This window comes from Barrientosiimonas endolithica (genome assembly GCF_030296655.1).
In the GTDB taxonomy this organism is placed as follows: domain Bacteria; phylum Actinomycetota; class Actinomycetes; order Actinomycetales; family Dermatophilaceae; genus Barrientosiimonas; species Barrientosiimonas humi.
Map to the genome: position 1 here is coordinate 1,308,378 of NZ_AP027735.1, position 20,170 is coordinate 1,328,547.

19 protein-coding genes and 3 pseudogenes are annotated in these 20,170 nt (G+C 71.7%); 12 read left to right on the forward strand and 10 right to left on the reverse strand.

Features of this window, described 5'->3' with window-relative positions:
* Positions 1–27: 27 nt before the first annotated feature.
* Genes QUE40_RS06640 through QUE40_RS06655 form a run of 4 tightly spaced genes read right to left on the reverse strand, consistent with a single transcriptional unit; the run spans position 28 to position 3,938 of the window.
* A complete protein-coding gene (locus tag QUE40_RS06640; RefSeq protein WP_289232670.1) occupies positions 28–627 on the reverse strand; it encodes a maleylpyruvate isomerase N-terminal domain-containing protein in 600 nt (199 codons plus the stop codon).
* A complete protein-coding gene (locus tag QUE40_RS06645; protein ID WP_289232671.1) occupies positions 624–1,460 on the reverse strand; it encodes a fumarylacetoacetate hydrolase family protein in 837 nt (278 codons plus the stop codon). The genes QUE40_RS06640 and QUE40_RS06645 overlap by 4 nt, the downstream gene beginning before the upstream one ends.
* Complete coding sequence (locus QUE40_RS06650) at positions 1,457–2,605, reverse strand: cupin domain-containing protein (protein WP_289232672.1); 1,149 nt, start codon at positions 2,603–2,605, stop codon at positions 1,457–1,459. The genes QUE40_RS06645 and QUE40_RS06650 overlap by 4 nt, the downstream gene beginning before the upstream one ends.
* A 10-nt stretch (positions 2,606–2,615) precedes the next feature.
* Positions 2,616–3,938: an MFS transporter gene (locus QUE40_RS06655; protein ID WP_289232673.1), complete on the reverse strand. Its 1,323-nt coding sequence runs from the start codon at positions 3,936–3,938 to the stop codon at positions 2,616–2,618.
* Between the two features lie 49 nt (positions 3,939–3,987).
* Between QUE40_RS06655 and QUE40_RS06660 the strand changes: the two genes are divergently transcribed.
* The 10 genes and pseudogenes from QUE40_RS06660 (at position 3,988) to QUE40_RS06705 (ending at position 12,710) form a co-directional block, all read left to right on the forward strand.
* On the forward strand, positions 3,988–4,731 hold the full coding sequence (locus tag QUE40_RS06660) for an IclR family transcriptional regulator (RefSeq protein ID WP_142004988.1): 744 nt from the start codon (positions 3,988–3,990) through the stop codon (positions 4,729–4,731).
* A 35-nt stretch (positions 4,732–4,766) separates the two neighbouring features.
* A complete protein-coding gene (locus QUE40_RS06665; RefSeq protein WP_289232674.1) occupies positions 4,767–5,855 on the forward strand; it encodes a glycerate kinase in 1,089 nt (362 codons plus the stop codon).
* A gap of 110 nt (positions 5,856–5,965) precedes the next feature.
* Complete coding sequence (erpA, locus tag QUE40_RS06670; protein WP_289232675.1) at positions 5,966–6,343, forward strand: iron-sulfur cluster insertion protein ErpA; 378 nt, start codon at positions 5,966–5,968, stop codon at positions 6,341–6,343.
* Between the two features lie 100 nt (positions 6,344–6,443).
* A complete protein-coding gene (locus QUE40_RS06675; protein ID WP_142004991.1) occupies positions 6,444–7,424 on the forward strand; it encodes a carbohydrate kinase family protein in 981 nt (326 codons plus the stop codon).
* Between the two features lie 7 nt (positions 7,425–7,431).
* Positions 7,432–8,114, forward strand: a pseudogene (gene aat, locus QUE40_RS06680) (leucyl/phenylalanyl-tRNA--protein transferase).
* A gap of 70 nt (positions 8,115–8,184) precedes the next feature.
* The gene (ctaC, locus tag QUE40_RS06685) at positions 8,185–9,096 is read left to right on the forward strand and encodes an aa3-type cytochrome oxidase subunit II (protein ID WP_236022275.1); all 912 of its coding nucleotides are present in this window, start codon (positions 8,185–8,187) and stop codon (positions 9,094–9,096) included.
* Positions 9,096–10,874 (forward strand): aa3-type cytochrome oxidase subunit I, encoded by a 1,779-nt coding sequence (gene ctaD / locus QUE40_RS06690; RefSeq protein ID WP_433997049.1) that lies wholly within the window; start codon positions 9,096–9,098, stop codon positions 10,872–10,874. Before ctaC ends, ctaD begins: the two co-directional genes overlap by 1 nt.
* A complete protein-coding gene (locus QUE40_RS06695) occupies positions 10,871–11,272 on the forward strand; it encodes a cytochrome c oxidase subunit 4 (protein WP_142004995.1) in 402 nt (133 codons plus the stop codon). Before ctaD ends, QUE40_RS06695 begins: the two co-directional genes overlap by 4 nt.
* A gap of 183 nt (positions 11,273–11,455) precedes the next feature.
* Positions 11,456–12,241 carry a pepsin/retropepsin-like aspartic protease family protein gene (locus QUE40_RS06700; RefSeq protein WP_289232676.1) on the forward strand — a complete coding sequence of 262 codons (786 nt, stop codon included), beginning with the start codon at positions 11,456–11,458 and terminating at the stop codon, positions 12,239–12,241.
* Between the two features lie 115 nt (positions 12,242–12,356).
* A complete protein-coding gene (locus QUE40_RS06705; RefSeq protein ID WP_236022276.1) occupies positions 12,357–12,710 on the forward strand; it encodes a metallopeptidase family protein in 354 nt (117 codons plus the stop codon).
* A gap of 125 nt (positions 12,711–12,835) precedes the next feature.
* Here QUE40_RS06705 and qcrB read toward each other — a convergent pair.
* From qcrB to ctaE, 4 genes and pseudogenes are all read right to left on the reverse strand, one after another.
* A pseudogene (qcrB, locus tag QUE40_RS06710) lies at positions 12,836–14,673 on the reverse strand (cytochrome bc1 complex cytochrome b subunit).
* On the reverse strand, positions 14,670–15,773 hold the full coding sequence (qcrA, locus tag QUE40_RS06715) for a cytochrome bc1 complex Rieske iron-sulfur subunit (RefSeq protein ID WP_142004997.1): 1,104 nt from the start codon (positions 15,771–15,773) through the stop codon (positions 14,670–14,672). Before qcrA ends, qcrB begins: the two are co-directional and overlap by 4 nt.
* A 1-nt stretch (position 15,774) precedes the next feature.
* Positions 15,775–16,557 (reverse strand): cytochrome bc1 complex diheme cytochrome c subunit, encoded by a 783-nt coding sequence (gene qcrC, locus QUE40_RS06720; protein WP_142004998.1) that lies wholly within the window; start codon positions 16,555–16,557, stop codon positions 15,775–15,777.
* A gap of 61 nt (positions 16,558–16,618) precedes the next feature.
* A complete protein-coding gene (gene ctaE / locus QUE40_RS06725) occupies positions 16,619–17,266 on the reverse strand; it encodes an aa3-type cytochrome oxidase subunit III (protein WP_392425869.1) in 648 nt (215 codons plus the stop codon).
* A 110-nt stretch (positions 17,267–17,376) separates the two neighbouring features.
* Between ctaE and QUE40_RS06730 the strand changes: the two genes are divergently transcribed.
* Entirely contained in the window at positions 17,377–17,829 is a 453-nt protein-coding gene (locus QUE40_RS06730) for a response regulator transcription factor (protein ID WP_289232677.1), read from the forward strand.
* 5 nt (positions 17,830–17,834) lie between these two features.
* Positions 17,835–18,916, forward strand: a pseudogene (gene trpD, locus QUE40_RS06735) (anthranilate phosphoribosyltransferase).
* A 93-nt stretch (positions 18,917–19,009) separates the two neighbouring features.
* On the opposite strand, the gene QUE40_RS06740 reads toward trpD, so the two are convergent.
* Both QUE40_RS06740 and QUE40_RS06745 read right to left on the reverse strand, forming a co-directional pair.
* On the reverse strand, positions 19,010–19,288 hold the full coding sequence (locus QUE40_RS06740) for an Lrp/AsnC family transcriptional regulator (RefSeq protein WP_142005002.1): 279 nt from the start codon (positions 19,286–19,288) through the stop codon (positions 19,010–19,012).
* A gap of 36 nt (positions 19,289–19,324) precedes the next feature.
* Positions 19,325–20,128: a hypothetical protein gene (locus tag QUE40_RS06745; protein WP_142005003.1), complete on the reverse strand. Its 804-nt coding sequence runs from the start codon at positions 20,126–20,128 to the stop codon at positions 19,325–19,327.
* Positions 20,129–20,170 lie beyond the last annotated feature (42 nt).

Consider the following 20,170-nt stretch of genomic DNA (forward strand, 5'->3'; position numbering starts at 1 on the left):
TGCCCGTGACCCTGCCCGTGACTCCGCTCAGAGCCAGGCGTCCAGCCGCGGCGGCGTCGCGGCCCGCCCGGTGAGCCAGGCGACCAGCTGCGGGCCCGCCTCGCCCCCGGCGTACGCCGTCGCCGCCTCTCCCGCGAGCCGCGCCCGCACGTCGGCGGGAACGTCCCTGAAGCTGAACCCGACGTCGAGGTCGACCGTGTGCACCCACACCTCGCGGGTGCGCAGCCACGCGATCTCCGTGGCCGGCACGGTGCGGCCGCGCGCGGTGCGCACCTCGGCGCGCCACTGCTGCGGGCCGAGCCGGTCCAGCCCCGCGCGCAGCCGGCGGGCCGAGGCGTGCACCAGCTCGCGCAGCCGGTCCGGGGGCAGCGTGGCGCCGTGGGCGATCTCCTCCGCGCGCTGCTCGGCGTCGGCGTACATCGGGTTCTCGATGCCGGTGCGCGCCCACTCGGCGAGCCGGGTGAGCGCCTCGGCGTTGAAGTGCACGTGGGCCAGCAGGTGCGAGCGGCTCCAGCCCGGCAACAGCGACGGCCCGGCGAACGCGGCGTCGTCGAGGCGGTCGACCTGGGCGAGCAGCGCGTCGGTGCCGTCGACCATCCAGCCGTACGCCGTCGTCACCCCCGTCATGCCCGGCCCCGCACCTCGACGCGCGAGCGGCCGAGCCCGCTGATCTCGGTGGTCAGCACGTCGCCGTCCGCGAGGTAGCGGGCGGGCGTGCGCGCGTGGCCGACCCCGCCGGGCGTCCCGGTCGCGATGACGTCGCCGGGCTGCAGGGTGAGGATGCGCGAGACGTACGCCACCAGCGCCACCGGGTCGAACACCAGGTCGGCGGTGTCGGCCTTCTGCACCGTCTCGCCGTCGACCTGCCCGAGCAGCTCCAGCCGCGGGCGCACGCCGCCCTCGAGCTCGTCGGGGGTGACCAGGAGCGGGCCGAACGGCGTGGTGGCCTCGAACGTCTTGCCCTGCAGCCACTGCGGGCTGCGGTACTGCCAGTCGCGGGTCGTCACGTCGTTGAGCACCGAGAACCCGGCGATCGCCTCGGCCGCGGCCGCCTCGTCGGCGTGCCGCACCCGGGCACCGACCACGACGGCCAGCTCGGCCTCCCAGTCGACCGCGTCGGACTCGGCCGGCAGCACCAGCGGGTCGTCCGCCCCGATCAGCGCCTCGGGGTACTTCGCGAACAGCGTCGGGAACTGCGGGATCTCGCGGCCCATCTCGGTGATGTGCTGGCGGTAGTTCAGCCCGACGCACACGATCTTGCCCGGGCGCGGGACGACCGGGGCGAAGCTCAGCTGCTCCGGGCGTACGGCCAGCGGGTCGCCACCCGCCGCGCGCTCGCGCCACCCGGGCTCGGCGAGCAGCGCGCCCAGGTCGCTCACCCCCAGGTCGAGCACGGTGTCGCCGTCGATGCGCACCGCGCGGGTGCGCTCGTCGGGGCGGCGGATGGTGGCCAGCTTCATCGGGTCTCCTCGCGGGTGGCGGTGGCGGTGGCGGTGGCAGTGGTGGTGGTGGTGGCGCGGTGCAGGTGCAGCCGCTCGTAGATCGGGGTGTCGGCGAAGCGGAACAGGGTGGTCTCCTGCTCGGCGCCGACGGTCACCGGCGCCCACGACGGCACGACGAACAGGTCGCCGTCGGTGAGGGTCCAGGTGGTGCCGGAGACCGTGACGGTCGCCGTGCCGGAGAAGACCTGCCAGACGGCCGAGCCGACCTCGCGGCGCTCGGCGGTCTGCGCCCCGGCGCGCAGCCGGTGCATCTCGAGCCGCATCGTCGGCAGCACGTCGGCGCCCGAGGTCGGGTTGGTGAACCGCACGGCGGCGTGGCCGGGCTCGACCACGCCGGCGTGCCCGGCGTCCTCCAGCGCCAGCTGGTCGGCGAGCGCGGCGTCGGTGTGCTCCCAGCGGTAGGCCGCGAGCGGCGACGCGGCCGCGAACCGGTCGACCTCGGTGAGCGGCAGCAGCCCGGGATGACCCCACAGCTGCTCGGCGCGCGAGCGGGCGGGCACCTCGGTCGAGGTCACCTGCTCGGGCCCGAACTCGAAGAACGAGGCGTCGGTCGCGTGCACGAACGGGATGTCCAGACCGTCCAGCCAGGCCATCGGCTCGGTGGCGATGTTGTGGTGGCCGTGGAAGTGCCAGCCCGGCGTGAGCAGCAGGTCGCCGCGGCGCATCGCGACCGGGTCGCCGTCGACGACGGTCCACACGCCCTCGCCCTCGACGACGAACCGGAAGGCGCTCTGGGTGTGCCGGTGCTCGGGCGCGACCTCGGCGGGGCAGAGGTACTGGATCGCCGCCCACAGCGTCGGCGTCGCGAACGGCGCCCCGCCGAGGCCGGGGTTGGCGAGCGCGATCGCGCGGCGCTCGCCGCCGCGGCCGACCGGCACCAGCCGGCCCGACTCCTGCGCGAGCGGCAGCAGGTCCTGCCAGCGCCACGCGTGCGCGGCGGCGCCCGACCGCGGCTGCATCGGCATCAGGTCGCCGATCTCGGTCCACAGGGGCACCAGCCGCTCCCGCTCGAAACCGGCGTACAGCGCGTCGAGCTCGGGGCTCGGGTCGGGCTGGGCCTGGGGCGGGGTCTGGTCAGCGGTGGGCTCGGTGTCGATCGACATGGGGGCTCCTTCAGGTCGCCGGGACGGTCGGGGTGGTGGGCTCGGGGGTGGCGTCGGTGACGTCGGCCCGCTGGCGGCGGGCGATCAGGTGCAGCAGCAGACCGGCGATGGCCGCCACGGCCGCGAAGACGACGAAGTTGGCGTCGACGCCCAGGTCGCGGGCGAGCATCCAGCCGCCAACCTGGGGTGCGACGACCGCGCCGACGCGGCCGACCCCGAGGGCGAAGCCGAGCGCCGCGCCGCGCACGGCGGCGGGGTAGCGGTCGGCGATCGCGGCGAGGATGAGGCACTGGGTGCCGTGCGTGCCGATGCCGGCGAGCACCAGCGCGCCGTACAGACCGGCGAGCGGCAGCGTCGCGAGCGTGACGCCGAGCAGCGCGAGGCAGGCGACCAGGGCCGCGACGGCCGCCGCGCGCGCCGGCCCGAACCGCACCCCGAAGTACGCCGTCAGCAGCGACCCCAGCACCGCACCCAGGTTGAGCGCCAGCAGGAAGGTCAGCGCGGAGCCGAGCTCGTACCCGCTCTGCCGCATCAGCTGCGGCAGCCAGGTGCCGAGGCCGTACCAGGTGAACAGGGTGGCCGCGGTCGCGAGCGCGAACAGCACCGACGGGGTGCGCAGCGGCCGGCGCAGGATGTCGCCCGCGGTCACCCGGTCGGCGTCGGCGGGCGCGGCCGGCGGGGCGGTGAGCCCGAAGCGCGCCTCGATCCGCTCGGCCTCGGCGACGCGCCCCTTGGCGCGCAGCCACACCGGCGACTCGGGCAGCCAGCGCACGGCGAGCGGCAGCACCACGACCAGGGCCAGGAGCGCGACCGCGAACATGGTGCGCCAGCCGTACCCCGGGATGACCCAGATGCCGAGCACGGCCGCGATCGAGCCGCCGATCGGGACGCCGGACATCATCAGGGTGGCGACGAGCGAGCGCCGGGCGGGGGAGGCGTACTCCGCGACGAGGGCGTTGGCCGACGGCACGAGGCCGCCCAGGCCGAGCCCGGCGAGGAGACGGAAGGCGCCGAACGTGCCCGGGGAGGGCGCGAGCGCGCACAGCGCGGTGAACACGGAGAACCAGACCGTGCAGCCCAGCACCGCGCCGCGCCGGCCGATGCGGTCGGCGAGCGCGCCCGCGGCGAGGGCGCCGAGAAGCATGCCGAGGAAGGCCAGCGAGCCCAGGAATCCGGCGGAGCTCTGGGTGAGCTCCCAGCCCGGCTCCTCGAGCAGGCGCGGCACCACGGTGCCGTAGACGATCAGGTCGTAGCCGTCGAAGACGACGATCAGCCAGCACAGCGCGGTGACGAGCAGGGCCGGCCGGGCCACGGGTGGGGTGGTCGGGGACATGGCGGGGAGAGTAGGTCGCTTCCCGACAGGCGGAATAGGATGTTCTGCTGTGAGGAACAGACCGGCGTACGCCGTCGAGGCCGTCGACCATGCCCTCCAGCTGGCCACGCTGTTGCGTCAGGAGGGTTCGCTGCGGGTCACCGACGCCGCCGCCGCGCTCGGGGTGAGCCGCTCGACCGCCCACCGGCTCCTCGTGACGCTGGTCTATCGCGACTTCGCCGAGCAGGCACCCGACCGGTCCTACCGCCCCGGCCCGTTCCTCGTGGCCGACCCCGGGCAGCAGCCGACCGCGCGGCTGCGAGCCGCCGCGCTGCCCTATCTCAACCAGGTCGCCGCGCAGACCGGCGAGTCGTGCAACCTGCAGGTGCGGGTGGGGGCGCGCACCAACGTGGTGGCCTACGTCGAGGGGCCCGAGGCGTTCAACGTCGGCGACCGGTTCACCCGCGAGTGGGACGCCCGGCTCACCTCGGCCGGGCGCATCCTGCTGGCCGAGCTCGGCGAGGACGAGCTCGGGCTGCTCTACCCCGACGACGAGCTGGGGGCCGCCGAGCGGCGCGCGCTGCGGCTGGAGCTCGAGCGCAGCAAGGCCCGCGGGTTCGCGATCAACGACCAGCTCACCGAGCGCGGCGTCGTGGCGGTCGCCGTGCTGGTGCGCACCCCGCAGGGCGCCCCGCTCGCGGGCCTCGCGCTCGCCATGCCCAAGCAGCGGTTCGAGGACAGCAAGCTCCCGACCTGGGTGGGGGCGCTGACCGCCGCCTCGGCCCTGCTGACGCGCGACCTGGACCGCGCCTGACCGCGCAGGGTCGGGGTGCGGCGACAATGGCGCCCGTGCGCGTGCTGCTCGCCCCCGACCGATTCGGATCCCTGACCGGCGCCGAGGCCGCCTCGGCGCTCGCGGCCGGCTGGGCCGAGGCGGCCCCGGCCGTCGACACCGTCCGGCTCCCGCAGTCCGACGGGGGCCCGGGTTTCCTTGCCGCACTCGCGGTTTCGGTCGGCGGCGACCTCGAGATGCTGTCGGTCGACCGACCCGAGCGGGCGCTCTCGGTGCCGGTCCTGCGGGCGGGCGGACGGACGTACGTCGAGGCGGCGGAGGTCGAGCGCGCGGGCGAGGCCCTCGACACCGAACCGCTCGGCGCCACGCTGCACACCCTGCTCGCCGCCGGCGCCGAGCACGTCGTCGTCGGGCTCGGCGGCCTGCGCACGCTGGACGGCGGACGCGGTCTGGTGCGCGGGCTCCTGGGGTCCGGCGGCGACGGCGGGTCCGGCCTCGCCGCGGCCCGCGAGCTGCTCGCCGGGCGCACGGTCACCGTCGCGGTCGACACCGACCGCACCCTGCTCGGCATGCAGGGCGCGAGCGCCACCGCCGTCGACACCCTCGGCCTGACCCGCGAGGCCGCCCAGGAGTCCGAGCGCGAGATGGGGGAGTGGGTCGACGTCGTACGCCGGGCGCTGCCACCCCCGCGCGACCTGATCAGCGGTCAGCAGCAGCGGCCCGACCGGCTCCCCGGCGCGGGCGCGGGCGGCGGCGCGGGGTTCGTCCTCGCGGTGCTCGGCGCGAGCCTGCGCCCCGGCCCCGAGGTGGTCGCCGAGGCCACCGGGCTGGTCGAGGCGGCGCGGGCCAGCGGCCTGCTGGTCACCGCCACGACCGTGTACGACTGGCGCGTCCTCGCGCACAGCGTCGCCGAGCAGGTCGCGCGCGCCGCGACGACCCTGGCCGTCCCGGGCGTGCTGCTCGCCGACGAGGTCCAGGTGGGACGGCGCGAGACGATGTCGCTCGGCTTCTCCGGCAGCTACGGCGTGCTGCAGCCCGGGCGGATGCGCCCGCGCGGCCACCGGTTCGACCCGGCCGAGGACGAGGCGGCGCTGCGCCGCCTGGCCGCGCGGGTCGCCGGGACCTGGACCCCCGCGAGGGGCTGACCGGGATCGGCCGGCCCACGACGTACAGTGGAGGCACGGGCCGGGAACACATCCGGCACCACCCCGGTTGCACGTTGCGAAGACCGGCATCAGCGAGTGAAGGACGGCACATGAGCGTCGAGACCAACACCCCGACCACCAGCACCGACACCCAGGAGAAGACCCACGGCGTCGAGCTCACCCCGGTGGCCGCGACCAAGGTCAAGAGCCTCCTCGAGCAGGAGGGCCGCGACGACCTGCGGCTGCGCGTCGGTGTGCAGCCCGGTGGCTGCTCCGGCCTGATCTACCAGCTCTACTTCGACGAGCGCACGCTCGACGGCGACCTGACGCGCGACTTCGACGGGGTCGAGGTCGTCGTCGACCGGATGAGCAGCCCCTACCTCGAGGGCGCGACGATCGACTTCGCCGACACCATCGAGAAGCAGGGCTTCACGATCGACAACCCCAACGCGGGCTCGTCCTGCGCCTGCGGCGACTCGTTCTCCTGATCCCTCCCGTGCGCAGCGCGCACGACCCGTACCGGCCCGCCCGCGACCTTCGCGAGCGGGCCGGTTCGGTTGTGCAGCCGGTTCGGTTAGGGTCGCGCGGGTGAAGATCGCCGTGACCGGATCCATCGCCACCGACCACCTGATGACCTTCCGCGGGCGGTTCGCCGACTCGCTCGTCGTCGAGCAGCTCGACAAGATCTCGCTGTCCTTCCTCGCCGACGGCCTGCAGATCCACCGCGGGGGAGTCGCGGCCAACATCGCGTTCGGGATGGCCCGGCTGGGGCGTACGCCCGTGCTCGTCGGCGCGGTCGGCGAGGACTTCACCGACTACCGTTCCTGGCTGGAGCGGCACGGCGTCGACTGCGAGTCGGTGCTGGTCTCCCAGACCCAGCACACCGCCCGGTTCGTGTGCACCACCGACGACGACATGGCCCAGATCGCCACGTTCTACCCCGGCGCGATGTCCGAGGCCCGCGAGATCGAGCTGGCGCCGGTCGCGACCCGCGTCGGCGGGCTCGACCTGGTGATGGTCGGCCCGAACGACCCCGAGGCCATGCGTCGCCACACCGAGGAGTGCCGCACCCGCGGCATCCCGTTCGTCGCCGACCCCTCCCAGCAGCTGGCGTTCGCCGACGGCCCGTTCATCCGCAACCTCGTGGAGGGCGCGGACTACCTGTTCACCAACGAGTACGAGGCCGAGCTCACCGAGCAGAAGACCGGCTGGACCGCCGACGACATCCTCGACCGCGTCGGCACCCGCATCGTCACCCGCGGCAAGGACGGCGCGAGCATCCTGCGCAAGGGTGAGCCGACGATCGAGGTGCCGATCGCCGACCAGGTCACCGCCGTCGACCCCACCGGCGTCGGCGACGGGTTCCGGGCCGGGTTCTTCACCGGCCTGACCTGGGGCCTGGACCTGCAGCGCTGCGCCCAGGTCGGGTCCACGCTCGCGGCGTACGTCGTGTCCACCGTCGGCACGCAGGAGTACCACCTCACCCACGCCGACTTCCTCGCGCGGCTGCGCGAGGCCTACGGCGACGAGGCCGCCGACGAGGTCGCGCCGCACCTGAGCCCGGCATAGGACCGGCATGGTCGAACCGCCGCCCTCGATCTGGAACCTCGCCGCGGCACCTCTGCGCGAGGGCGAGGAGGTTGTGGCCGTCGGCGGAGACCTGGAGCCCGGCACGCTGCTCGAGGCCTATCGCCACGGGCTGTTCCCGATGGGGCTCGGCCGGCACGGCACCCGGCCCATCGGCTGGTGGAGCCCGATCCGCCGCGGCGTGCTGCTGCCCGGCGACCTGCACGTCAGCCGTTCGCTGCGCCGCTCGGCCCGGCAGTTCCGGATCAGCGTCGACGAGGCGTTCGGGGCGGTGCTGTCCGGCTGTGCCGACCCCGCGCGCGAGGGGCGCTGGATCACGCCCGAGATCGCGGAGGCGTACGTCCGTCTGCACGAGCTGGGCTGGGCCCACTCGGTCGAGGTCTGGCAGGGGAGCGCCTGGTCGGCGGGGTCTACGGCGTCGCCGTCGGCGGGCTGTTCGCGGGGGAGTCGATGTTCCACCGGGTGACCGACGCCTCCAAGGTCGCGCTGTGGGCGCTGACCGAGCTGTGCTTCGCCGACGGGGCCGCCGACCGGCTGATCGACGTGCAGTGGCAGACCGCCCATCTGGCCTCGCTGGGCATCCGCGAGATCTCCCGCGCGGACTACCTCACCCGGCTGTCGCGGGCCCTGGTGCTGCCCCTCCCGGCGACCCTCGCGACGACGGCGGGGTGAGCGCCGGCAACGTCTGGCACTCGGGTAGTGTTCCCTTGTGCCCCATAAGGATCTGCGGAAGGTAGCCGACGTGAGCCGCCCTCTCGACCGTTCGTCTCGACCGGCGGTGCGACGCCGGGTCGGCGCTGCTGGTCTCGCCGGACTGACGGCTCTGCTGCTGACCGGTTGTAGCGAGACGGTGAAGCGGGGCTTCCTGCCCAAGGGCGTCACCGAGAACAGCGACGACATCACCTTCTTCTGGAACGCCACCTGGCTGTGGGCGCTCGCCGTCGGCGTGCTCACCTGGGGCCTGATGTTCTGGTGCCTCGCGCGCTACCGCGCGAAGAAGGGTGACAACACCCTGCCGCCGCAGATGCAGTACAACGTGCCCCTGGAGATCCTCTACACCGTCGTCCCGGTGTTCATGGTCGCGGTGCTCTTCGGCAAGACCGTCGAGCTCGAGGAGAAGCTGCTCGACACCTCCCAGAAGCCCGACGTCACCGTCAACGTGGTCGGCAAGCAGTGGAGCTGGGACTTCAACTACATCGAGGCCCGCACGTACGACTCGGGCGTCCAGGCCGAGCTGACCGGCAAGCCGGGCGTCGAGGAGACCCTCCCGACGATGTACCTCCCGGTGAACAAGCGGGTGGAGTTCGTGCTGACCTCGCGCGACGTCATCCACTCCTTCTGGGTGCCGCAGTTCCTGCAGAAGCTCGACATGGTGCCCGGTCGGGTGAACCGCTTCCAGGTCACCCCGACCGAGACTGGAACCTTCACGGGCAAGTGCGCCGAGCTGTGCGGCGCCTACCACAGCGAGATGCTCTTCCAGGTGAAGGTCGTCCCGCAGGCCGAGTACGACCGCCAGATGGCCACCTTCCGTGACCGCGGCCAGACCGGCTTCCTCAGCAACAGCCTCAACCGCTCGGGCATCGAGCAGGGGCAGCAGCAGTACCTCCCGCCGGGCGTGCGGGAGTCCGACGTGCGGGAAGAGGAGGGCAACTGATGGCCACCACGACCACCCACCGACCGGGCGCCGCGGGTGACACCCCGCAGCAGCCCACGCGCAGCCAGCGCAACATGGGCCGCACCATCGTCAAGTGGATGACGTCGACCGACCACAAGGTCATCGGCAACCTGTACTTCATCACCTCGTTCATCTTCTTCCTGGTCGGCGGCGTCATGGCGCTGATCATCCGCGCCGAGCTGTTCGCGCCGGGGATGAACGTCGTGGAGACCAAGGAGCAGTTCAACCAGCTGTTCACCATGCACGGCACGGTGATGCTGCTGCTGTTCGCGACCCCGCTGTTCGCCGGGTTCGCCAACGCGCTGATGCCGCTGCAGATCGGTGCGCCCGACGTGGCGTTCCCGCGGCTGAACATGTTCGCCTACTGGCTCTACCTGTTCGGCGCGCTGATCACCGTCTCGGGCTTCCTGACCCCGCAGGGCGCGGCCGCCTTCGGCTGGTTCGCCTACACGCCGCTGTCCGACACCATGTTCAGCCCCGGACTCGGCGGCAACCTGTGGGTGTTCGGTCTGGGCCTCGCGGGCTTCGGCACGATCCTCGGCTCGGTCAACTTCATCACCACGATCATCTGCATGCGCGCACCGGGCATGACCATGTTCCGCATGCCGGTGTTCACCTGGACGCTGCTGATCACCTCGCTGCTGGCGATCATCGTCTTCCCGGTGCTGGCCGCCGCGATGTTCGGTCTGGGTGCCGACCGCGTGCTGGGCGCGCACGTCTACGCCGTCGAGAACGGCGGGGCGATGCTGTGGCAGCACCTGTTCTGGTTCTTCGGTCACCCCGAGGTCTACATCATCGCGCTGCCGTTCTTCGGGATCATCTCCGAGGTCATCCCGGTGTTCTCGCGCAAGCCGATCTTCGGCTACAAGACCCTGGTCTTCGCGACCATCGCGATCGCGGCGCTGTCGGTCAGCGTGTGGGCCCACCACATGTACGCCACCGGCGCGGTCCTGCTGCCCTTCTTCGCCGTCATGACCATGCTCATCGCGGTGCCGACCGGTGTGAAGTTCTTCAACTGGATCGGCACGATGTGGCAGGGCAAGATCACCTTCGACACCCCGATGATCTGGGCGTTCGGCTTCCTGGTGACCTTCCTGTTCGGTGGTCTGACCGGCGTCATCCTGGCCAGCCCGCCGCTGGACTTCCACCTCACCGACACCTACTTCGTGGTGGCGCACTTCCACTACGTGGTGTTCGGCACCGTCGTGTTCGCGATGTTCGCCGGGTGGTACTTCTGGTGGCCCAAGCTCACCGGCCGGATGCTCGACGAGAAGCTGGGCAAGATCCACTTCTGGATGCTGTTCATCGGCTTCCACATGACGTTCCTCATCCAGCACTGGCTGGGTGTGGTGGGCATGCCGCGGCGCTACGCCGACTACATGCCCGAGGACGGCTTCACCTGGATGAACCAGCTGTCGACCGTCGGGTCGTTCCTGCTGGGCGCCTCGATGATCCCGTTCCTGTACAACGTCTGGAAGACCTGGCGCACGGCTCCGATGGTCGAGTCCGACGACCCGTGGGGTTACGGCATGTCGCTGGAGTGGGCCACCTCGTGCCCGCCGCCGCGGCACAACTTCGACTCCATCCCGCGCATCCGGTCCGAGCGTCCCGCGTTCGACCTGCACCACCCGGAGGCAGCGCCCACCTCGGTGCGGCCCGCCCCTGACACGTTGGCCAAGGTGCTCGGCCCGGCCGACCACGGCTCTCAGACGATGGGCGGCGACCGTCCGGAGGACAAGGAGAACTCCAAGCGATGAAGGTCGAGTTCAAGCTCTTCGCGATCCTCACGGTGTTCTACATCGTGATGGGGTTCATCTACATGCTCTGGACCGGCGGGTCCGAGCCGGTGGGCGCGGTGGGGCTGTTCCTCACCGCGGGCATGTGCGCCATGATCGGCGGCTACGTCTACGTCACGGCCCGCAAGCTGGACCCGCGGCCCGACGACGACCCCGAGGGCGAGATCCACGAGATCGAGGGCGAGTACGGCTTCTTCAGCCCGCACAGCTGGTGGCCGCTGTTCCTCGGCGCCTCGTGCGCGATCGTCTTCCTCGGCGCAGCCGTGGGCTGGTGGCTGGTCATCCTCGGCTTCCCGCTCGTGGTGCTGTCGACCCTCGGCTGGACCTTCGAGTACTTCCGCGGCGAGAACGCCATCTGAGCCTTCCGTACGCGCGTGACGTCCCGGGTCGACATCGACCCGGGACGTTCGCGTTTTGCGCCAAGTTGGTCGAGTAGGCCCCGCGAGGAACGAGCGGGCCGTATCGAGACTCCCAAGCCGCCAAGCGTGCCTATCGGGTCGATACCGACCCCACCTGCCCGCCGGACGGGAGACTGTACGTCCATGACGACCATCTCGCTCGAGCGCGAGGCCCACGAGGGCGATGGAGCGGTCTTCTTCCTCACCGTGTCCGCCGGCGGCGCCAGCGAGCGGTTCTTGCTGGACACCGGCTCCGCCACGACCGACGTCCCACACGACTGGTGCGAGCCACGTGCGGCTGCACGGACGGGCAGCCCCGGCCGCTCGGTGCTCGGCGACGGCAGCCCGAGCCGCGGCGACCGTACCGCAACCTTCACCGTGGCCGACCGGACGCTGCGGGAGCAGCCGGTCGTTGTTCGAGAGCCACCGCAGCCGGCCATTCTCGGTGTCGACGTGCTCGGGCAGTGGCGATGCTCGTACGACCTCGCAGCAAGCACGCTCGTGATCGGCGACGGGGTTGCGCACGTCGGCCCTGAGCAGCCCCTGACCGTAGGGCCGCGGGGTCACCATTACGTCGAGCTCAGCTGGCCAGGCGTCTCGACTTTCGGCGTGTGGGATACCGCGGCCAGCATCACGGTCGTAGACAAGCAGTGGTGCACCGACCGGCCCGAGCTGTTCAGGCCGGCCGGTGAGGCCGTTGGCCAGGACGCCGGTGGCCACCGCAGGTCGACGCCGTTGGCCACGATGACAGGCCCCACGATCGCGGGTCACTCGTTCCCGGACTCGCTGGTGGCGGTCGTGGACCTGTCGTTCCTCCCGGCTGAGCCAGCCTCGGACGTGATCGTCGGCTATCCGGTCATCTGCGCGGCGAGGTGGATCTTTGACGGGCCGCGCCGCACCTGGTCGGTGCACCCGCACGCGCCTGCTTAAGAGCCCTCCCAGGCCCCGCGGCGTACGCCGACGTGCCGGGCAGCCCCGCCCCTTGGCTGCGCGTGCGCTGCCCGCCGACAAGCGTGCGGGCCGGCCGAAAACGTACAGTTGCCCCGTGGTGGCGATGAGTCGGGCCGAGTTCGAGGACGAGGCGGGCCAGGCCCTGGACCTGATCCCGCCGGAGCTGCTCGCGCGGCTGCAGAACATCGCGATCCTCGTCGAGGACGACCCGCCCGTCGACCAGCCGAACCTGCTGGGGCTCTACGTCGGCGTCCCGCTGCCGGAGCGCACCGACTCCTGGGCCTACGGCAGCCTGCCCGACCGGATCACCCTGTTCCAGCGTCCGCTGGAGCGGATCAGCGCCACCCGCGAGGAGCTGCGCGAGCAGATCGCGGTCACCGTGGTGCACGAGATCGGGCACTACTTCGGCATCGACGACGACCGGCTGCACGAGCTCGGCTGGGGCTGAGCCCGACCCCCGACGTACGTCCGCCGCCCGACCCCGACGTACGCCCACCGCCGGCCACGGGACAACGCGAACGGCCCCGCCCGGCCGAAGCCGGGCGGGGCCGTGTCCCGCAGGGGGCGCGTCGCTCAGTGGCGGTCGGCGCGCTGCGTCTGGTGGTCGTAGGCGGTCCCTTCGCGGACCTCCTCGGCCCCACCGTGCAGCTCGCCCTCGAAGCCCAGCTCGCCACCGTGGGCGCGGCCGTGCTCGACCGCGCTGGTCTCCAGCTCGCTGGACTCCAGCGACTCGTGCTCGTCGCCGTGGTGCTGCGCGGCGGCCAGCTCGGCCGGGGTGACGGCCTCGATGCGGTCGGTGAAGAAGAACCGCGACAGGGCCTCGCGGGTCTTGTCCTTGCGCGCGGTGCCGGCCGAGACACCGTTGGCGTCCTGGCCCGGCAGCGACTCGATCGGGCGCCAGGACTGGTAGGCGACCAGCGGCCAGCGCTCGTACTCGTTGAGCGGCTCGTGCGCCTCGAAGAACCGGCCCTCGGCGGTGCGGATGATGCGGCCGGTCTCCCGACCGTGCAGCACCAGGTCGCGGTCGCGCCGCTGCAGGCTGAGGCACAGCCGCTTGGTGAGCATGAACACCAGGATCGGTCCGACGAGCAGCAGCACGCGCAGCACGTTGGTGATGTCGTTGATCGACAGGCCCAGCTTGATCGCCATGATGTCGTTGCCGGCCGCGATGAAGTTCACGGCGTAGAACGTGATGGCGGCCATGCCGAGACCGGTGCGCACCGGGCGGTTGCGCGGGCGGTCCAGGATGTGGTGCTCGCGCTTGTCGCCGGTCACCCAGGCCTCGAGGAACGGGTAGGCGCCCGCGATCGTGAACATCACCGGGATCAGCAGGATCGCGCCCAGAAAGATGTTGAAGCTCCACGTGGTGCCGAAGATCTCGAACTCCAGGAAGCCGGGCAGCAGACGCAGCGCACCGTCGGCGAAGCCCATGTACCAGTCGGGCTGGGAGCCCGCCGTGACCTGTGTCGGTTCGTACGGTCCGTACGCCCAGATCGGGTTGATCTGGACCAGGCCGGCGATGAGCGCGGTGATGCCGAACACGATGAAGAAGAAGCCACCGGCCTTGGCCGCGTAGACCGGCATCATCGGGAAGCCGACGACGTTCTTCTCGGTGCGGCCGGGGCCGGGGTACTGGGTGTGCTTGTGCACCATCACCAGGATGATGTGCGCGGTGAACAACCCGACGATGATCGCGGGCAGCAGCAGCACGTGCACCGTGAACAGGCGGGGGATGATCATCTCGCCCGGGAAGGCTCCGCCGAACACCAGGTAGGAGATGTAGGAGCCGACCACGGGGATGGAGAGCATGAAGCCCTCGGCCGCCCGCAGACCGGTGCCGGACAGCAGGTCGTCCGGCAGCGAGTAGCCGGCGAAGCCCTCGACCATCGACAGCATCAGCAGGTTCACGCCGATGACCCAGTTGATCTCGCGCGGCTTGCGGAACGCGCCGGTGAAGAACACGCGGCACATGTGCAGCATGATCGAGACGATGAACAGCAGCGCCGACCAGTGGTGGATCTGCCGGATGATCAGGCCGCCGCGGATGTCGTGCGAGATCCGCACGGTCGAGGCGTACGCCTCGGACATCTCGATGCCGCGCAGCGGCTCGTAGCTGCCGTCGTAGGTGGTGTGGCCGAGGCTCGGCACGAACCAGAACGTCAGGAACGTGCCGGTGATGAGCAGGATGACGAGGAGTACATCGCCACCTCGCCCAGCATGAACGACCAGTGGTCGGGGAAGACCTTCTTGAGCAGGTAACGCCCGCCCTTGGCCCCGCCCGTACGCTCGTCGACCCAGTTGCCGAGGCCGGCCACCGGGCCGCCGGACCGCTTGACCGGTCCGCGCTCGTCGTCGTCCCGCAGTGCGCTGGCTCCGCGGCGTGGGGTGCTCGGGTCTGCTGCGGTGCTCATCCACGCTCCCAGAAGCTCGGGCCGACAGGCTCGGCGAAGCCCTGGTCGGCGACCAGGTATCCCGCGCCGTCGACGGAGATCTTCAGCTGCGGCAGCGGACGCTTGGCCGGGCCGAAGATCACCTTGCAGTCATCAGTCATGTCGAACGTCGACTGGTGGCACGGGCACAGCAGGTGGTGCGTCTGCTGCTCGTACAGGCCGACGGGGCACCCGACGTGGGTGCAGATCTTGGAGTAGGCCACGACCCCGTCGATGCCCCAGCTGCGCTGGCGGGCGCTCTTGATCTTGGCCTCGTCGAGCCGGACCAGCAGGACCGACGCCTTGACCTTCTCGTTGAGCGGCTGCTCGGTCTCGTCGATGCCCTCGGGCAGGACGTGGAAGACCGACCCCATGGTGACGTCGCTGAGCCGGATCGCGGTGCCCTCCGGGTCACGCACCAGGCGACGCTTGCGGCCGTTGATGCGCGAGTCCCACAGGGAGGTGGACAGGTCGTTGCCGGGGAGCGGGCCGAGCGAGCCGACCAGCTGCAGCCCGAGCGGGATCGCGAACAGGCCGAGCGCGCCGCCGAGGGTGTACTTGATCAGCGGGCGGCGCTGGATCTGGGAGGACTCGGCGCCCTCCTCGAGGATGGCCACGAAGCCCTCGCGGTCCTCCTCGGAGGAACGCTGCGGGTGCCGCTCCTCGACGACCTCCTCGTCGGACATCAGGGTCTTGGCCCAGTGCACCGCGCCGAGGCCGATGCCGAGCAGGGACAGGCCCAGGGTCACGCCGAGCGCGACGTGCAGCGCCAGGACGTTGCCGATAATCGGCAGGGTGATGACCGACTGGTCGTCGATCGCGAAGTAGGCGACCGCGAACAGCACGGTGGCGACCATCGACATCAGGAACAGCGAGGCCACCTGACGCTCGTAGCGCTTCGCCGCGGCCGGGTCGTCGTCGCCGTGCCGGTGCTGGTGCGGCGGCAGCCCCGGGTTCGGGAAGTGGGCCGGGAGCCGGTCGGGGGACGCCTCGAGGTGGTGACCCGCGGACAGGTCGACGGCGCCGCGGGACTCACCCGTGCCGTCGCCGTGCTGGCCGGGGAGGTTGCTGGAGTCGCTCAATTCAGGCTGCCTTCCGTCCGAGCCAGACCGCTGCGCCGATCATCAGGCCGATGCCGATCGTCCAGGCGAACATGCCCTCGGTGACCGGGCCCAGGTTGCCCAGGTTGTGGCCACCGGTGTTGGCCTCGCCCTCCATGTACTGGAGGTAGCTGATGATGTCGTTCTTGTCGCTGGGGGTCAGGTTGGTGTCGTTGAACACCGGCATGGACTGCGGGCCGGTGAGCATGGCCTCGTAGATGTGCTTGCCGGACACGTCGTCCAGCTTCGGGGCGTACTTGCCCCGGGTGAGTGCGCCGCCGCTGCCGACGAAGTTGTGGCACATCGCGCAGTTGACGCGGAACAGCTCGCCGCCCTTGGCGACGTCGCCCTGGCCGTTGTAGTTCTCGGCGTTCGGGACGGCCGGGCCGGTGCCGAGCGAGGCGACGTACGCCGACAGCTGGCGGGTCTGCTCGGGGGTCATCTGCGGCTTGCCGCGAGGGGCCTGCACGCCGGGCTGGGTCATCGGCATACGGCCGGTGCCGACCTGGAAGTCGACGGCCGCGGCGCCCACGCCGACCAGCGACGGGCCGGCCTTGGAGCCGGTGGCGGCGGTTCCGTGGCAGCTGGCGCAGTTGGCCTGGAACAGCTGCTTGCCCTTGACGACGTCGTCGGCCGCGGCGGTGGGGGCCGCCTCGGCGTCCTTGGGGGCGAGCGCTGCGTAGGCGCCGCCGGTGAAGACCAGGGCGAGCAGCAGCACGACGAAGATCGCTGCCGGGTGCCTGCGGCGGGCGGCGAGGAAGCTCACGGGGTTGTCCTGTCGTCGTCGGGGCAGGTGGTGGGGGAGGGGGTCGCGCGCTGCACCGCGATCACTGCAGGAGGTAGATCGTGGCGAACAGGGCGATCCAGACCACGTCGACGAAGTGCCAGTAGTAGCTGGTCACGACGGCGCCGGTGGCTTGGCTGTGGGTGTAGCGACGCGAGGTGAAGGTGCGGGCGATGATCAGCAGGAAGGCGATCAGACCGCCGGTGACGTGCAGGCCGTGGAAGCCGGTCGTCAGGTAGAACATCGAGCCGTAGGAGTCGCTGTCGATGCGCACCCCCGCGCCGACCAGCTCGGAGTACTCCAGCACCTGGCCGGCCACGAAGACCGAACCGAACAGGTAGGTGAGGACGTACCACTCGCGCATGCCCCACTGCTTCACCTGCAGCAGCGTGCCCGTGCGGTAGGGGATGCCCTGCTCGGCCTTGAACACGCCCAGCTGGCACCAGATCGAGGAGATCACCAGGATCAGGGTGTTGGCCGCGGCGTACGGCACGTTGAGGTGCGGGGTGTTCTGCTCCCACAGCTGCGGGGCGGCGCCGCGAATCGTGAAGTACATCGCGAACAGACCCGCGAAGAACATCAGCTCGCTCGCCAGCCACACCATGGTGCCGACGGCCGTCATGTTGGGACGGGTCACAGGGCCGTGAGCGGCAGGGGCTCCGGGGCTGGGTTGAGTCGTTGCGGTCGCCACTCGCTCATTATGGCCCCATCCAGGGTCCGGTCGCGGAGCGGGTCCCGACGGGGTGTCGAACGCTCGAGGTGCCGGCTTCGTTCCCGGGCCCGGTCGGTAGCATCGGCGCCATGGCCGCACCTTCCTCTGCCGTGACGACCACGGCCTCTGGCGCCTCCCGCACGCCCGTTCGCACGGTGAACGTGCTCCTCTACAGCGACGACGTCGCGACGCGTGACGCCGTCCGGGTCGGGGTCGGGCGCCGCCCGGCCAAGGACGTCGAGATCGGCTCGTGGCGCGAGTGCGCGACCGCCCCGGCGGTCATCGAGGCGGTCGAGAGCGGCGGCTACGGCCTGATCGTGCTCGACGGCGAGGCGTCGCCGGTCGGCGGGCTCGGGCTGTGCCGGCAGCTGAAGAACGAGATCTTCGACTGCCCGCCCGTGGTCGTGCTCACCGGTCGCCCGCAGGACGGCTGGCTCGCGTCGTGGTCGCTGGCCGAGGCCTCGGTCCCGCAGCCGCTGGACCCGCTGGTGCTGGCCTCGACCCTCGCCGACGTCGTCCGCACGCACGTCCCGGCCGGCTGACCCGCATGGCGCAGGACACCGCGCCCACCTGGCCGACCGTCCTGAAGACGCTCCTCGCGGGCGAGAGCCTGCCCGCCGACGCGGCGCAGTGGGCGATGGACCAGATCCTCACCGGCACGGCGACGCCGGTGCAGCTCGCCGCCTTCCTCGTGGCGCTGCGGGCCAAGGGGAGACCGCCGACGAGATGCGTGGCCTCGCCGACGGCATGCTCGACCACGCGATCACGATCGAGGTTCCCGGTGCCACCCTCGACATCGTCGGCACCGGCGGCGACCAGCGGCACACCGTCAACATCTCCACGATGTCCTCGATCGTCGCCGTCGGCGCCGGGGCGCACGTGGTCAAGCACGGCAACCGGGCCGCGTCCTCCTCGTCGGGGTCGGCCGACGTGCTCGAGGCGCTCGGTGTGCGGCTCGACCTGGAGCCCGAGCAGGTGCGCCAGGTCGCGCTCGACGCGGGCATCACCTTCTGCTTCGCGCAGACCTTCCACCCCTCGCTGCGCCACGCCGGCAGCGCTCGGCGCGAGATGGGCATCCCCACGGCGCTCAACCTGCTCGGGCCGCTCACGAACCCGGCCCAGCCGCGCTACTCCGCGATCGGCGTCGCCGACGCTCGGATGGCCCCGTTCATGGCGCAGGTCTTCGCCGACCGCCGCCGCGACGCCGCGGTCTTCCGCGGCGACGACGGGCTGGACGAGCTCACCCTCTCCACGACGTCGAGGGTCTGGTGGGTGCGCGACGGTGAGCTCAGCGAGCACGTGCTCGACCCGACCGCGCTGGGGCTGCAGACCGCCCCGGTCGAGGCGCTGCGCGGCGGCGACGCCGCGCACAACGCCGAGGTCGTACGCCGGGTGCTGGCCGGTGAGCCCGGCCCGGTCCGCGACGCCGTGCTGCTGAACGCCGGGATCGCGCTGGCGCTGACCGAGCTCGACGAGGCGCCCGGTCGCTTCGGGCCGGAGTCCGACCTGGACGCGCTGGTGCGCCGCGGGATCGAGCGGGCCCGCGCCGCGATCGACGAGGGTGCCGCCGCCGCCGCGCTGGAGCGGTGGGTCACCGCGACGGTCCGCTGGCAGCAGCCCACCCGCTGACCGCCGATACCGGGGTTGTGACGTACGCCGGGCGTACGTGACGGTCAGCAGGGCCGATATCGGGGGTTGTGACGTGCGCCGGCGGGGCTGGGCTCAGTCGCCGCCGATGCTGAACGCAGCGCCGAGGTCGTCGTTGCTGTAGGTGCGGAAGGCGATGTGCGTCTGGGTGTCGCGCACGCCCTCGACCTTGTTGAGCCGGTCGGCGATGACGTCGGCGAAGTCCTCGTGCCGCTCGACCCGGGCGACCGCGATGAGGTCGACGTCACCGGTCACGGAGTAGACCTCGCTGACACCCTCGATCTCGGCGATCTGCTGGGCCACCTCGGGGATGCGGGAGACGTCGGCCTTGATGAGAACGATGGCGGAGATCACCCCTGCACCCTATCGACGGGCCGCGCCGGCCGCGGGTCAGACCGGTGCGCCGCTGCTGGGGCTCGGGCCGCCGCTACGCACGTCGGTGGGTGCGGTGATCGTGACGGGCGCGCCGTAGTCGCGATAGGTGATCGAGCGGGTGCTGGTGGACAGCTTGATCTGCACGTGCACCGGGCGCCGCGACGGCTCCAGGAACACGGTGAACGACGCGCCGTCGGCGTTGCCCCGCAGCTCGGTGAGGCCGGTGCGCCCGTCGTACGACGCGTCGCGGCCCACGACCTGGAAGGTCACGTCGTCGTCGATCACCGACTCGAAGTTGCACGGGTTGTCGTCGTCGAGCTCGAGCTCGTCGTCGCTGCGCTGGCGGTAGGGCCCGTCGGAGCCGGTGCGGGAGTAGTCGGACCCGTCGACGTGGATCTCCTCCCGGCTGCCCGTGCGCAGGGTCCAGGCGGCCTTGCCGGAGCAGCGCGCGGTGCCCTGGGCCTGCTGGTTGTCGCGGCCGGTCAGCTCGAAGCGGAAGCTGATGCGGGCGTTCTGGGCGGAGCTGACCGTGGGGCCCAGCTCCGCGGCCGAGATGCTGCTGCCGGTGATCGGGTTGGGGGCGGGGTCGAGGGCGCTCGGTGCGCCGCTGCTCGGGTTTGATCCGGTGGGAGCCGGGCTGCTCGGGGCAGGGGTGCTCGAGGTGCCCGGCGCCGGGCTCGACCCGGAGGGACCGGGGGCCGTCGTGGCGGACGACGGGGGAGCGGACTCGACGGTGACCTCGGAGCCCTGGCAGGCGGTCAGGGCGGTGAGGGCGACCAGGGCGGACGGCGCGGCGATCCAGCGGCGGCGCGTGGGCATGGGGGAACTCCTTCGTCGGTCTGATCATCGCTGGGACGCGCA